Source organism: Natronoflexus pectinivorans (genome assembly GCF_004345615.1).
GTDB classification, from domain to species: Bacteria; Bacteroidota; Bacteroidia; order Bacteroidales; family Marinilabiliaceae; genus Natronoflexus; species Natronoflexus pectinivorans.
Window position 1 is genome coordinate 457,112 of the sequence record NZ_SLWK01000001.1, and the last position, 15,173, is coordinate 472,284.

Genomic DNA, 15,173 nt, shown 5'->3' on the forward strand with positions numbered 1-15,173 from the left:
GATACAATAATAAGAAAAAGAGAGCTATTATCAATTGAATATCAACAATTTTAACAATTCTGCATTGAACTGTTGAAAAAGAAATTACCAACCGTTTTCCCTTTTCGTTATATTTGGATGATTTTTTTAGAACTATCCTTAACAAAATCCGAATATAATACCCAATGAAATATTAACTGAAAGGAGAAGCACGCAATGATTCAGAATTATTCAGAAGATACCATTCAAACGCTTGACTGGAAAGAACATATCAGACGCCGACCCGGTATGTACATCGGAAAACTCGGCGATGGCTCATATGCAGACGATGGTATTTATGTGTTGCTAAAAGAGGTGATGGATAACTCCATTGATGAATTCATGATGGGGTTTGGAAAAAAAATCAATGTAACCATGCAGGATGGCTATATCTCGGTAAGGGATTTTGGCCGCGGAATACCTCTTGGGAAGGTGGTTGATGTGGTTTCAAAAATGAACACCGGTGCCAAATACGACAGCCGCGTGTTTAAAAAATCTGTGGGACTAAACGGAGTAGGGGTAAAAGCTGTAAATGCTCTGTCGGTTAATTTTAAAGTGCATGCTTTCAGGGATGGAGAAACAAAGTGCGTTGAGTTCAGCAAGGGAGAAATCATCAATGATTCTCCGGTAGAGTCCACCAAAGAGCCGAACGGCACTTTGCTGGAATTTAAACCAGATGACACCGTGTTTGAATCGTTCACCTTTCGTGAAGAGTTCATTGAGGATCTTCTGAAAAACTACACATTCCTCAACACCGGTTTAACGATAAATTTTAACGATAAAGCATTCATCTCAAAAAATGGACTGCTGGATCTTCTTGATGAGAAAATGACCGATACCGGTCTTTACCCGATCATTCATCTTAAAGACGAAGATCTTGAAGTGGCCATAACCCATACCAGTCAGTATGGCGAGGAGTACTATACCTTTGTTAACGGACAGCATACCACACAGGGAGGAACGCATTTGATTGCGTTCCGGGAAGCCTATGTTAAAACCATCAGGGAATTCTATAATAAAAACTTTGATGTGGCAGATATCCGTCAGGGTATAGTAGCAGCAGTGAGCATAAAAATTCAGGAACCTGTTTTTGAATCTCAAACAAAAACGAAACTGGGTTCCAAAGATATGGTTCAAGGCGGCGCATCGGTGAGAAACTATATTCACGATTATTTAAAGCAAAAACTGGATAATTTCCTTCATAAAAACGGCGAAATCGCCGACATTCTGTATAAAAAAATTCAGGAATCTGAAAAGGAGAGGAAAGCCATTTCCGGCATACAGAAATTGGCACGAGAAAGAGCGAAAAAAGTCAGTCTTCACAATAAAAAACTGCGCGATTGCCGCATTCATTACAACTCCAACGCCGAACGAAAACTGGAAACATCCATTTTCATCACCGAGGGAGATTCGGCCAGCGGATCCATCACTAAATCAAGGGATGTTACCTGTCAGGCAGTATTTAGTCTGAAAGGGAAACCCCTCAACACCTACGGTTTAACCAAAAAGATTGTTTACGAAAATGAAGAGTTCAATCTTCTTCAGGCAGCGCTTAACATTGAGGAAGGACTGGAAACGCTGAGGTACAATCACGTTATCATAGCTACCGATGCCGACGTAGACGGAATGCACATCAGGTTGCTGCTCATTACCTTCTTTCTTCAGTTTTTCCCCGAATTGGTAAAAAACGGACATTTATACATCTTACAAACGCCGCTTTTCAGAGTAAGAAACAAAAAAGAGACCCGATATTGCTATACTGAAGAAGAGAGAATTAAAGCAATCAAAAGCCTGGGATCAAACCCTGAAATCACAAGGTTTAAGGGATTGGGAGAGATTTCACCCGATGAGTTTAAGCATTTTATTGGAAAAGATATGAGGCTCGATCAGGTAAGGATGAAAAAAGAAGATGCAGCAAAAGAACTGCTTGACTTTTACATGGGAAAAAATACACCTGATCGCCAAAATTTTATCATCGACAATCTGATTGTCGATGAAGAGATGCTTTAACATTTATAAAAATCAGGATCTTTAAACCATATAATTAGAATGATAGAGAGAAAACAGACCAGCAAAATAAAATTTCGAGAAACATAATCTACTGGTCTCTATTTCTTAAATCTAAAACTCTTTTAAGATGTTGATCAAAAAACATAACCGCCAAGATGGATAACGAAAAAACATTCGACGAGAACGAGTCAAAAGATCAAGACAACAGCAACCAAACTCCGGAGGAAGCACCAAAAATCACTCCGCTGCAAGGGATGTATAAAAGCTGGTTTCTTGATTACGCATCCTATGTGATTTTGGAGAGAGCTGTTCCGCACATCAACGATGGACTAAAGCCGGTTCAGCGTCGCATTTTACATGCCATGCGTCGTTTGGATGACGGACGTTACAATAAAGTGGCCAACATCATTGGCCACACCATGCAGTTTCACCCTCACGGGGATGCTTCCATAGGTGATGCCATGGTACAGATTGGTCAAAAAGAGTTACTGATTGACACACAGGGAAACTGGGGTAATATTTTCACGGGAGATGGTTCTGCTGCCCCCCGCTACATCGAAGCCAGGCTGACAAAGTTTGCCCACGAAGTGGTTTTTAACCCAAAAACCACCGAATGGAAACCCACTTACGATGGAAGAAACAAGGAACCCATAACGCTTCCGGTTAAGTTTCCTCTTTTGTTGGCACAAGGCGTAGAGGGAATTGCGGTGGGATTGGCCTCTAAAATTTTACCACACAACATTCAGGAGCTCATTGATGCTTCCATTGGATATCTCAAGAATCAACCATTTGAGTTGTATCCCGATTTCCCCACCGGCGGTATGATGGATGTTGCAAGGTATAACGACGGGATACGCGGTGGAGCAGTTAAGGTACGAGCCAAAATAGCAAAACTCGATGCCAAAACCCTTATTATTTCAGACATCCCATTCGGCAAAAACACCACAACACTCATTGAATCGATTTTAAAAGCGGTAGAAAAGGGCAAAATTAAAATCAGAAAGATAGATGATAATACGGCCGAAAACGTTGAGATACAGGTGCATTTACCGGCTGGTGCATCACCCGACAAAACAATTGATGCCCTCTATGCTTTCACCGATTGTGAGGTGTCTATTTCTCCTAATGCTTGCGTAATCCGCGATAACAAGCCGTGTTTCATTGGAGTTTCCGAAATACTGAGATCCAATACAGACCATACCGTTCATTTGTTGACTCGTGAATTGGAAATCAGAAAGGACGAGCTGGAAGAAGCATGGCACATGGCTTCTTTAGAGAAGATTTTCATAGAGAACAAAATTTACCAACGCATTGAGGAGTGTACCACATACGAGGCCATTATCCAAACCATAGACCATGGTTTGGAACCTTTTAAGCCAAAGCTTAAAAGAGATGTCACACGCGATGATATCATTAAATTAACTGAAATAAAAATCAAACGTATATCACGTTTCGATTCCAACAAGGCCGATGAATACATTGTATCCATCGAAGAGGAACTTGAGCAGGTGGAGTACAATTTGCAAAACATCATCCCCTACTCCATCGACTACTATAAGCGATTGAAAAAGCAATACGCCTCTAAATATCCGCGTAAAACTGAGTTGCGCAACTTCCAAACCATTGAAGCCACAAAAGTGGTGGTTAAAAACGAGAAACTCTACATTAACCGCGCTGATGGCTTTGTGGGAACCGCACTCAGAAAAGATGAATACATCTGCGATTGTTCCGATATTGACGACATCATCATTTTTTATAAGGATGGTCGCTACATCATCACAAAAGTTCAGGAAAAAGCGTTTGTAGGGAAAAACATCATCCACATTGCGGTATTTAAGCGAAACGATAACCGTACCATATACAACGTCGCTTACCGCGACGGAAAAGGTGGAAACACATACGCTAAGCGATTTGCTGTCACAGGAATCACCCGTGATAAAGAGTACAATGTGACCCGCGGCACCGAAGGTTCCGAGGTAGTTTATTTCAGTGCCAACCCCAACGGCGAGGCCGAAATACTAAAGGTCACACTTCGTCCCCGTCCACGTATTCGCAACCTCATTTTCGAATTCGATATGGGAGAGCTTCTTGTAAAAGGTCGTAGTGCAATGGGTAACATCCTGACTCGTCACGATATCCATAAAATAACCCTTAAAAAGAAAGGCGAGTCGACTTTAGGTGGCAGAAAAATTTGGTTTGAACCAGAGGTGCTTCGTCTGAATACCGACGGAAGAGGCTCATATTTAGGCGAATTCCAAAATGATGACCAAATACTGGTCATCACCCGCGACGGCCAGTTCTATCAAACCAACTTCGACCTGAGCAACCACTATGAGGACAACATCCTTTATATTGAGAAATTTAAACCGGAGACGGTATGGTCAGCGGTCTATTTTGATGCAGACCAGAACTACCATTACGTTAAGCGCTTCCAGACAGAGCAGGTGAGCAAACCACAAAAATTTATTGGTGACAACGCGAAATCCTATCTGGTAAAAATGACCAAGGTGGATTATCCCCGATTGGAAATTAAATTTGGCGGTGAGGACAAAGACCGCGAAAAGGCCATCGTGGAAGTGGCGGAATTCATCAACGTAAAAGGCTATAAAGCAAAAGGGAAAAGACTAACAACATACCAGGTTTCAAAAATCAACGAGTTGGAGCCTCTCAACAAGCCCGAAGAGACTTTAGAGCAGGAGCAAAAAGCCGATGAGAACGATGCCTCCTCCAACCAAGATGAATCTGATGGTCAAATGTCAATCTTTGATAATTAAATGATGGGGTTTAAAAGAGTATATCTGCTGGGTTTCATGGGATGCGGAAAATCCACCGTAGGAAAATCTCTGGCAAAAGAAGTTCAATGGGATTTTATTGACTTGGATGATTTCATTGAAAAGAAATCAGGAATGTCCATTCCTGATGTTTTTCAAACGCATGGTGAGGATTATTTCAGGCAACTGGAGTCTGAAGCCGTTGCCGAAACCACATCCATGGAAAATGTAATAATAGCTACAGGTGGAGGTGCTCCATGTTTTCACAAAAACATGGAGGCCATGAATCAGGCAGGTTTAACCATTTACCTTCAACTCAGTGCTGAAGGTTTAAGAGACCGGCTAAAACCGGCTAAAACCAATCGTCCACTTATATCTAACAAAAGTGATGATGAGTTATTGGAATTCATAAAAGAAAAATTAGCCGAAAGAGAATCATATTACAAATTAGCCAAAGTTACTGCAGATGCAACGGCAGTTGGGCCCCAAACCTATATAAATATTTTGAAATCATACCAATCAATAAAATAATTGCTATTTTTATGATCAAAATATCCGGTACGCATGGAGGACAAAGAGACAAATCCTATTGAATCAGGTGGAAACACCAGAGCATCAGCGCTGGAAAAGGAAATAATTAGATTAAAATCTAACTCTAAGAGACAGTCTGCAAAATATCAAAGATTAAAAAAATGGACCATCTTTCAGCTTTTCTTTTTCTTTCTGTTCTTCCTGATGCTGCTTCTCTTCAATGTGATACAATGGCCCGCCGGAAGCGACTCCATCCGTCAGGAAACCATCGTAATCAGAGATACTATCAGAGTTACAGAATTTCGTGACGAAGAATCCATACCTCCCATAGAAAGCCTGATTAAAATACCTATTCCTGAAAACGGAATCCTGTTCAGCGTTCAAATTGGTGCATTTACTTCTATAAACCTCTCAGAATTCACACTAAACCTGGTATCTCTTAACCAGTATTCCTTTGAAGCCATTAATCAATATACAGTTGGACTTTTTGAGGATTTTAACAATGCAGAAAAGTTCAGACAGGAGATAGTCAGAATGGGCTTTAACGATGCTTTTATAATAGCTACAAAGAATGGAAGACGAATAGATTTGCAGGAGGCTTTGGTATTGCAAAGAGACTAAAACCACCTCAAGAGCCATTATGTAGGAATAAAAAAAACACTGACTGCTTTAATTCCAGAAGCAATCAGTGTTTATCTTTGATTCATATCCGATATATTCTACTTCGTCAGAAACCTGTGAATACAGGAGTGCTTGTAAACCTCTCCGGGTTTTAGAATAACCGAAGGGAAATGTGCATGATTTATTGAATCAGGGAAATGTTGGGTTTCAAGGCAGAAACCTTCATGCTTATTATAAATATTTCCATGTTTTCCCTTCTCATTTTCCATCCAGTTTGAGGAATAGAACTGTATACCGGGCTGAGTTGTATGAATCTCCATTACCCTTCCACTTGCAGGATCATGCGCAACAGCAGCCAAACCAATTTCTCCAACTCTGTTTTTTAAAATCCAATTATGATCATATCCACCAGCATTCTTCAATTGCACATCTTCTTTAAACAGATCCTCCCCGATGGACTTTGCCCTTGAAAAATCCATTGGAGTACCAGTAACTTTCAGAATTTCTCCGGTTGGTATCGATGTATCATCAACAGGGGTATAATAATCAGAATTAATCATCAACTGATGATCCAATGTTTTTCCTGAACCCTCACCGCCCAGATTGAAATATGAATGGCTGGCAAAATTGACCAAAGTGGTTTTATCTGTAGATGCTTCATAATCCAACACCAGCTCATTCTCCTCTGTTAACGTATATGTAACTTTAGCAGTAACATTACCCGGATAATTCTCTTCTCCATCCACAGAGAAATAAGTTAATACAACCTTATTTTCCGACAGACTCTCAACATCCCATACCACTTTATTGAAGCCTGTTACTCCACCGTGTAAATGGTTTGGACCATTATTAACGGCCATATTGTATACCTTGCCTTCTAACTCGAACTTTCCATTGGCAATTCTGTTGGCACAACGGCCGCAAATTACGCCCATGTATGATCCATTACCATTGATGTAATCTTCTACATTGTCAAAGCCAAGTACTACATCAGCAAACTCACCCTTTTTATTTGGGGCATATATGCTTACGATTGTTGCCCCAAAGTTGGTAATTTGAGCAACCAAACCATTCTTGTTGCGAAGGGTAAACAAACTTGTTTTCTTTCCATTAACTGTTGCTTCAAACAGTTCTTCTTTAATGATATCAAATGTTTTCATCTGTTTATAATTTGTTTTTTATAGGCTCCCGAGGCCTCGGGAGAACTCGCCAATAATCATCCTCCTGTGTGAGAACTTTTTCTCATGGCTCGTTTCATATGTGTATAAAATTTGTTATTCCATCCCGAAGCCTCGGGAGAACTCGCCAAATAATCATTGGCTACGCGGATCTTCGATTCTTCTGTGTGTCAAAACGCTCTACATGGCTCGTTTTATAATCACTATTTTTCTAATGCTTTCGTCAACTAGCCAAAATTTTACAGGAATAAGCGAAGCAGATCCAAGGGAAAGTAGACCCATCTGCAATCACAAATAATAGCACTTCCAGCAGCAAACGCTATCACAATATAGCGATTCTTTATGATAATTTTGCTAAAGATCCACCTTAACAGCTCCTTTTTGCCTAATAAACAATTTATGACAGGCTCCTTCCCCAAAAACAGACTCAAGCGTTGTCACATATTTATCCAATAGATTTTTCGGAACAAAAGCCTGGATGGTACCTGCAAAACCACCGCCATGTACCCGCCATGCACCTTCGTCTTTAAGCACCAGGTTGCTTAAAGCCAAACCTAAGGAGACTCCCTGCTCCTCTATGTTATTCACCGGAAAGATATTCTGGTTATACATATACGAACTATAACCTGAATCCACCACCATCTTTAGAAAAGAGGCAAAATCATTTTTTTCCAGGGCAGAAACCTGGTCAACAACTCTTTCATTATCACCCAGGAAATGAATGGCTCTTAATACGGCTCTGTCACTTATCTTTTTGCGAATTTCCGGAATGGCGCCAAGCACCTTCTCCATCGATACTTTCCGAAGCACATCAGCACCAAAGTGTTGAGCTATTGATTTCATTTCAACTGGTATGGAAGCATATTCGTCATTCAAATCAGCGTGATTTCCTCCTGTATCTGTAATCACCAGAGCATATCCGGTTGAAGTAAAATCAAAATTCACTTTCTTTACCAGGGGATTGGCAGGATCTTCAAAATCGATGGTAACAAGTCCTCCTACGGAACAAGCCGTTTGATCCATAAGGCCACATGGTTTACCAAAGTATGTATTCTCTGAATATTGCCCTATGATGGCATTCTGAACAGGATCCAACTTCCCATTATTAAATAAATGGCTTATGATTGCTCCTATAAGCACTTCAAATGAAGCGGAAGAACTCAAACCGGATCCTTTGGGAACTCCGCCGTCTATGCAAGCATTGAAGCCTCCAATCTCAAAACCAAGCTCTTTCATTTTCGCGCAAGTCCCCTTTATAAGTGATCCTGAAGTAAAGAATTCCTTCTCATTCGGCGACAAATCTGACAAATCAACCTCAAACTGCGGATATCCTTTGGAGAGGATACGTATGATATTTGTTCCATTCGGAGCAGCAACTGCAATATTATCAAGGTTTACAGCACCAGCAAGTACCCGCCCAAAATTATGGTCGGTATGATTACCGCCTATTTCAGTTCTTCCAGGAGAACTGAACAGCATTGCTTCATTTGCATTAAATGTAGTTTTAAACTCATTGATAAGTGAAGCGTAACGACCAGCCTGCATCTTCAATACAGCAGCGTCTTCGCCATATAATTCCTTAAGAAAGGGATTTTCATCAATATTTAACTTCTCAAGAATCTTTTCAATTTTTTCCATCATAATAATGCTTTAATAGTTGAAAAACCTGTTTTTCTGTAATTTATTTAACTAAACTTAAGTATTCGAATGAGTGACACTTCACAAAGAAAACGTTTTTTCACAACAAAACCTACTGGTAGGGTGTGGTAGGTGATTAAATCTTAAATAAATATGTTTTAAACAGTTAAGCAACAGTATTGTTTGCATTGTTTTTAGGAGACAGAAATCGTTTGATTCAAGAATAAAAAAAATCCCCGTCATCGAACGGGGATTTTTAAACAATTTTTAATCAAATAACTAAAGAGATTTCTCGGTGAACTCTCCTAATTTTTGATATTTTCTGTATATCTCATCATATTTCTGAGAATTAGCTGCATTTGGATAGTAGGTTTGTTCGAAACCTTTACCCATTGCTTTTTGAGCATCTTCAACTTTTTCATATACTCCTGCCACCACCGAAGCAAACATGGCCGCTCCAAATGCACAGGTCTGTTCAGTTCTGGCAACTTTAATTGGCATATTTAAAACATCGGCAAGAGTTTGCATCACGAAAGGAGATTTCTTAGCCACACCGCCCAAACCAATTATTTCTTTAATTTCAACACCCTCACGAGCAAACCTGTCAACAATCGCTTTTGATCCGAAAGCTGTGGCTTCTACCAAGGCACGGAAAATACGGGGTGCAGATGATCCCAGTTTAAGTCCTGCTATGGAACCGGTAACTTCCTGACTTGCATCAGGGGTTCGACGACCATTCATCCAATCAACAGCAATGATGGTAGATTCCTCAACCGGAATCTTAATTGCTTCCTCAGCAAGTTTTGGAATTATAGCGTTTACACTCTCTTCAATAAGTTTTTCGCGGGTTTCGGCGTCAACAATAGAGGTTTCGGCGAGAATATTCTCCAAAGGCCAAGCCACTACCTTTTTAAACCATGCATAAATATCACCAAAAGCCGATTGTCCGGCTTCCAAGCCAACATAGCCCGGAATAACTGATCCATCAACCTGACCGCAAATACCAGCAATCAGTTTGTCCCCGATCTGCTCATATGGAGCAATCATGATGTCACAAGTGGAAGTTCCGATGGCACGAGCAAGAACATTGGGGGTAACTTCTCCTCCTACAGCACCCATATGGCAGTCGAATGCACCCACACCAACGGCAACGTTGGTGTTAAGTCCTAATCTTTTTGCCCACTCTTCAGTAAGGTTTCCAACTTTTACATCACTGGTGTAAGTCTCGCGGAATAATCTTTGACGGTATCCAGCCAAAATAGGATCCAAAGCAGTTAGAAATTCCTCAGATGGCAAACCATCCCACTTCTCCAACCACATAGCCTTATGCCCTGCTGCACAACGACTGCGCACCACTTCTTCTGGTTTTTGTTTACCGGTAATTAAGGCAGGCATCCAATCACAGTGCTCTATCCACGAATAAGCAGCCTCGCGTACAGCTTTGTCTTCGCGTAAAACATGCAAAGCCTTAGCCCAAACCCACTCTGAAGAGTAAATTCCTCCTTCGTAAGCCGTGTAATCTATCTCCCACTTTTTGCAAAGCTCATTTATTTCTGCAGCTTCTTTAACAGCAGTATGATCTTTCCAAAGTACAAACATGGCATTTGGATTCTCGGCAAACTGGGGCAACAATGCTAAAGGTGTTCCAGATTTATCAACAAATACGGGTGTACTTCCGGTGGTATCAAATGAGATCCCTACAACATTTTCAGCAACTCCGGCTCCTGCTTTTGCTAAGGAGTCTTTAATAATAAATTCCATTACCTCAATGTAATCAAGAGGATGTTGCCTATACTGATCCTTGGCAGGATCACAAAACTTACCTTCAACCCACCTTGGGTAATGTTTTACTGATGTGGAAATTTCGTCTCCGGAAAGGGCATCCACGATAACAGCTCTCGCTGAATCGGAACCATAGTCCAGACCAATTACATATTTCTTTGACATTTTCCTATCTTTTAATTTTTTATCGGTTACTTCTGCCCATAATAGGCGTTTGCTCCATGCTTACGTTCGAAATGTTTGGTTGTTAGAAGCGGATTCATAGACATATTTGGATTTACAGACTTTGCTACAAACGCCATTTTTGCAATCTGCTCCAATACAACACTATTATGTACTGCATCATGTGCATCTTTCCCCCAGGTGAATGGTGCATGATTTTTCACCAACACTCCTGGAATGTGCATCGGATTAATCTCACTAAATTTCTCAATGATAACAGTACCGGTTTCCTTTTCATATGCACCTCCTGTAACTTCCTTCTCTGTCATATCCCGTGTACAAGGAATATCCCCCGCAAAATAATCGGCATGCGTAGTTCCAACAATTGGCAAATCCTTCCCGGCCTGCGACCACGCAGTGGCGTAGGTCGAATGCGTATGGACAATGCCTCCGATTTCAGGAAATGCTTTGTATAGTTCCAGATGTGTAGGAGTATCACTTGAAGGCCGTAAGTTTCCTTCCACAATGTTCCCCTCCAAATCCAGCACTACCATTTGGTCGTGGGTCATGTTATCATATTCTACTCCACTTGGCTTTATCACCACAAGTCCGCTTTTTCTGTCGATAGCACTTACATTTCCCCATGTAAAAATAACCAATCCATATTTTACAAGATCAAGATTGGCTTTACACACATCTTGTTTCAATTTTTCAAGCATAACATTTGCTTTAAGTAAGTTTACAATCACCTGTTTAAACTTTAAACCCACTCATAAAGTTGATTCAAAACTCTTCACTTCCTAAGATCGCCTCTTTAATCAAATTAAGAACTGCATGGATTGTCATTACTGTTCAATCCACGCAGTTTCAGAATAATTGGCTTATCTCAATTTACCAGAAATAAGCATAAAGGGCAACAATGATTACCACAATTCCCATGGCCATAGTAAAGAACACCTTATCGGTCTTTATTATGTCCGGATTGAAATCATATGCTTTATCATCCTGCAAAGTGCTTTTAGCATTTGTATACATAATAACAGCTAAAAACGTCATCATAGCTGTGGTCATAAATATTGAATTAAATCCCAGGTGCAGCATACCCATGCCAAACAGATTGGTTCCCCATAAAATTCCGGCAATAAAGGTAATACTGGCAAGAACTGCAAAAACATGTCCGGCGTTCATTTGCTTTCTAATGTTTTCAGGGCTCATAGGAGTTGCTTTCACTTTATGTTTGTCGGTCAACACCAAAGTAATTGACAAACCAACCAATATGATAAATACATAACCCATGCGTATCATCCAGGGCAAATCAGGCAAAGCTAGTTTCATCAGAATACCGGTTGGAATGGTTGCAATGGTTGTCCACAATGCAGCCCGGTTGGTCGCTCTTTTCCACAAAACTCCCATACCAAACACTGCTACTACCCCAGGATAAATAAACCCTGTATATTCCTGGATATACTGAAATGCCTGATCAAGTCCACCTAATAAAGGTCGCGCAGCCACAATGGCAATAGCAAGAGCAACGAAAGCAGCAAAACGTCCGATACGAACCAGCTGGCGCTCACTTGCATTCTTGTTGATCAAAGTTTTATATATATCAAGCGTAAAGATGGTGGATGTAGAGTTCAGCAAGGATGCAAGAGAAGAAATTACTGCAGCAACCAATGCAGCAAAGGCCAGACCCCTGATACCAATAGGTGCAAAATTTCTAAGAAGCCATGGATAGGCATCATCTGAAATAGCAACCTCACCAGCCAGAAGTGTTGAATCGCCCATCTGGTTGATAAATGCCAAAGACCCATCAGCTGTCTCTACAGACATCCCATGTATGACATATGCAGTTATACCTGGTATAATAACAATAATTGGAATTAAAATTTTTAGATATGCCGCAAAGAGCAATCCACGTTTGGCTTCCTTAAGGTTTTTAGCAGCCAATCCTTTTTGAATGATAAATTGATTAAAACCCCAGTAACCAATATTGGTAAGCCACATGGCACCAAATATAACGGCCAGACCCGGCAGATTCAGAAAAGAATCACGAGTACCTTCAGAATCACTAATAATCATATTAAAGTGAGTGTCTGACTCACTTCCTCTAATCTGATTAAGAACAACCCTGAAACCTTCAAAAGCAGATTTTCCATCACCGGCTACCGCATCCAAAGCAAACCATGCAGTGATAAGTCCTCCAAAGATTAGGAAAAACACTTGTACAATGTCTGTCCATGCAACTGATTTCATACCTCCGTATATGGAGTAGACTCCGGCAAATATCAACAATCCCGGAACTCCATAAAGAATTGGAACCCCCAGAATCTGATTCATGGCAAGGGCTCCAAGCCAGGCAACAGACGTCAGGTTAACAAATACATAAACCAACAGCCAAAAAAACGAGAAAAAGAAACTTACACCAGAGCCGTATCTTTCTCTGGCGAACTGGGGCATGGTAAATATCTTTTTATCCAGCATTTGGGGAAGCAAATACTTGGCAACCAATATCAATACAATGGCAGCAATCCATTCATATGCAGCCATCCCAAGTCCAATTGCATAACCAGACCCGGACATCGCAATAAAGTGTTCAGCAGAAATATTTGCAGCAATCAAGGAGGCTCCAATAGCCCACCATGATAATGTTCCTCCTGCTAAAAAATAATCCTTGGAATCCTTTTCCTCTCCCTTTTTTGTTCGTGAAATCCAAAGACCGATTCCCATAATAAGAGCAGCGTATGCTCCGAAAATCAGATAATCAATTGTTGTAAATCCCGCATTCATAAAAAACATTTTTAGAACTAAAACAGGTAAGCTGAGACTAAAATTATGTCTGACTTACCTGCTAGCATGAAGTTAAATACCTTTACTAAGATGGTAGAATAAATCATTCCACTTCAATTCCTTTTTAAAATCTGAAATGGTCGTTTTATCGTCGATTAACAGAAACTCTATGCCTGCCATTTCTGCAAAGTCTTCCATACACTCCGCCGTAATAACCTGGCTAAAGGATGTGTGGTGTGCACCTCCCGCCAGAATCCATGCACCTGCACCTACTTCCAGGTTTGGCTTTGGAACCCATAGCGCACTGGCAACAGGTAATTTTGGCATAGGAGCATCCAGTGGCACAACTTCAACCTCATTAACAACAAGACGGAAACGGTTACCCATATCCATAATAGATGCATTGATTGCACTGCCTGGACGAACAGTAAACGTTGAACGCACCGGATCGGCTTTTCCACCAATTCCCAATTGATGAATTTCAACTTTTGGTTTGTTTTCCGCAATTGACTCACAAACCTCAAGCATATGCGCACCCAATACTTTTGCTCCTGATGGATTAAAGTCATAAGTGTAATCTTCCATAAACGAAGTACCGCCTTCCAATCCTGTGGCCATAACTTTCATTGCTCTTACAAGTGCGGCGGTTTTCCAGTCGCCTTCTGCACCAAAGCCGTATCCATCAGCCATCAGACGCTGTACGGCAAATCCCGGTAACTGCTCTAAACCATTCAGGTCTTCAAATGTATCGGCAAAAGCTTTAAAACCTCCCTTTTCAAGGAAAGTACGCAGTCCGATCTCTATTTTTGCTGATTCACGTAACGAATCATGTTTCGCTCCTCCTTTTCGAAGTTCTGGCACAACATCGTACTTAGCTTCAATCTCCTCTGCCAATTTGGTTATATCAGACTCAGAAACAGCATTAACTTCCTTTACAAGATCACCAATTCCATATCCATGAACGGTGAAACCCAGACGGATTTGCGCTTCAACTTTATCACCTTCTGTTACTGCAACATTTCTCATGTTGTCTCCGAATCGGGCGACTTTTAAGTTACGTAGCTCATTCCAGCCTGCTGCTGCACGAGTCCAGGTTCCGATTCTTTTTTGAACACCCTCTTCAGACCAATGGCCTACTACAACTTTACGTTGAATTCTTAGACGGCTACCAATAAAACCAAACTCTCTGTCGCCATGGGCTGCCTGGTTCAAATTCATGAAATCCATATCGATTTCTGACCAGGGAAGATCTTGGTTATACTGAGTATGAAGATGTAAAAAAGGCTTCTGTAAAGACATCAGACCAGATATCCACATTTTCGCAGGCGAAAATGTGTGCATCCAGGTGATGAGTCCCAGACAGTTCTTTGCATTGTTAGCTTCTATACACACATTCAGAATTTCTTCCGCAGTTTTAACAACCGGCTTATATACAATTTTAACAGGTATATGAGCTGATTCATTTAAAGCTGCTGCAATGGCAGTAGAATTTGAAGCAACCTGTTCAAGGGTTTTTGGCCCGTATAAATGTTGACTTCCTGTTACAAACCAAACCTCAAGATGTTTAAGCATAATTTCTTCTATTTAATTTGTTATAATATAATACATTGTTTTTTTAACAGGGGAAATCAAATTTATTTTAAAGATTACACCCTGCCAAAAATGTTTTACTTAC

The 15,173-nt window shown here is 40.7% G+C and carries 10 protein-coding genes; 4 read left to right on the top strand and 6 right to left on the bottom strand.

The features are described 5' to 3' along the window. The first annotated feature begins 195 nt into the window (after positions 1-195). From EV194_RS01585 to EV194_RS01600, 4 genes are all read left to right on the top strand, one after another. The gene (locus EV194_RS01585; protein ID WP_132431401.1) at positions 196-2,028 is read left to right on the top strand and encodes a DNA topoisomerase IV subunit B; all 1,833 of its coding nucleotides are present in this window, start codon (positions 196-198) and stop codon (positions 2,026-2,028) included. Positions 2,029-2,183: 155 nt separating this feature from the next. After that, positions 2,184-4,802: a DNA gyrase/topoisomerase IV subunit A gene (locus EV194_RS01590; RefSeq protein WP_132431403.1), complete on the top strand. Its 2,619-nt coding sequence runs from the start codon at positions 2,184-2,186 to the stop codon at positions 4,800-4,802. Positions 4,803-4,805: 3 nt separating this feature from the next. Then, positions 4,806-5,330: a shikimate kinase gene (locus EV194_RS01595; RefSeq protein WP_132432195.1), complete on the top strand. Its 525-nt coding sequence runs from the start codon at positions 4,806-4,808 to the stop codon at positions 5,328-5,330. Positions 5,331-5,363: 33 nt separating this feature from the next. After that, positions 5,364-5,951 (top strand): SPOR domain-containing protein, encoded by a 588-nt coding sequence (locus tag EV194_RS01600; protein WP_132431405.1) that lies wholly within the window; start codon positions 5,364-5,366, stop codon positions 5,949-5,951. Between the two features lie 98 nt (positions 5,952-6,049). On the opposite strand, the gene EV194_RS01605 is transcribed toward EV194_RS01600, so the two are convergent. The 6 genes from EV194_RS01605 to araA form a co-directional block, all read right to left on the bottom strand. Next, a complete protein-coding gene (locus tag EV194_RS01605) occupies positions 6,050-7,111 on the bottom strand; it encodes an aldose epimerase family protein (protein ID WP_132431407.1) in 1,062 nt (353 codons plus the stop codon). Between the two features lie 372 nt (positions 7,112-7,483). Then, positions 7,484-8,770, bottom strand: a complete 1,287-nt coding sequence (locus EV194_RS01610) for a galactokinase (protein ID WP_243699300.1) — start codon at positions 8,768-8,770, stop codon at positions 7,484-7,486. Between the two features lie 276 nt (positions 8,771-9,046). Next, complete coding sequence (locus tag EV194_RS01615) at positions 9,047-10,714, bottom strand: ribulokinase (RefSeq protein ID WP_132431409.1); 1,668 nt, start codon at positions 10,712-10,714, stop codon at positions 9,047-9,049. A 26-nt stretch (positions 10,715-10,740) separates the two neighbouring features. Further along, entirely contained in the window at positions 10,741-11,430 is a 690-nt protein-coding gene (locus EV194_RS01620) for an L-ribulose-5-phosphate 4-epimerase (protein WP_132431411.1), read from the bottom strand. A 172-nt stretch (positions 11,431-11,602) separates the two neighbouring features. Further along, positions 11,603-13,498 carry a sodium:solute symporter family transporter gene (locus tag EV194_RS01625; RefSeq protein WP_132431413.1) on the bottom strand — a complete coding sequence of 632 codons (1,896 nt, stop codon included), beginning with the start codon at positions 13,496-13,498 and terminating at the stop codon, positions 11,603-11,605. 72 nt (positions 13,499-13,570) lie between these two features. Next, positions 13,571-15,070: an L-arabinose isomerase gene (gene araA / locus EV194_RS01630; protein WP_132431415.1), complete on the bottom strand. Its 1,500-nt coding sequence runs from the start codon at positions 15,068-15,070 to the stop codon at positions 13,571-13,573. Between the last annotated feature and the right edge of the window lie 103 nt (positions 15,071-15,173).

Excerpts from the sequence above, each read along its gene's own strand:
- EV194_RS01620 (WP_132431411.1), bottom strand. The coding sequence starts at position 11,430 with ATGCTTGAAAAATTGAAACAAGATGTGTGTAAAGCCAATCTTGATCTT.
- EV194_RS01610 (WP_243699300.1), bottom strand. The coding sequence starts at position 8,770 with ATGATGGAAAAAATTGAAAAGATTCTTGAGAAGTTAAATATTGATGAA.
- araA (WP_132431415.1), bottom strand. The coding sequence starts at position 15,070 with ATGCTTAAACATCTTGAGGTTTGGTTTGTAACAGGAAGTCAACATTTA.
- EV194_RS01595 (WP_132432195.1), top strand. The coding sequence starts at position 4,806 with ATGGGGTTTAAAAGAGTATATCTGCTGGGTTTCATGGGATGCGGAAAA.
- EV194_RS01615 (WP_132431409.1), bottom strand. The coding sequence starts at position 10,714 with ATGTCAAAGAAATATGTAATTGGTCTGGACTATGGTTCCGATTCAGCG.
- EV194_RS01605 (WP_132431407.1), bottom strand. The coding sequence starts at position 7,111 with ATGAAAACATTTGATATCATTAAAGAAGAACTGTTTGAAGCAACAGTT.
- EV194_RS01625 (WP_132431413.1), bottom strand. The coding sequence starts at position 13,498 with ATGAATGCGGGATTTACAACAATTGATTATCTGATTTTCGGAGCATAC.
- EV194_RS01590 (WP_132431403.1), top strand. The coding sequence starts at position 2,184 with ATGGATAACGAAAAAACATTCGACGAGAACGAGTCAAAAGATCAAGAC.
- EV194_RS01585 (WP_132431401.1), top strand. The coding sequence starts at position 196 with ATGATTCAGAATTATTCAGAAGATACCATTCAAACGCTTGACTGGAAA.
- EV194_RS01600 (WP_132431405.1), top strand. The coding sequence starts at position 5,364 with ATGGAGGACAAAGAGACAAATCCTATTGAATCAGGTGGAAACACCAGA.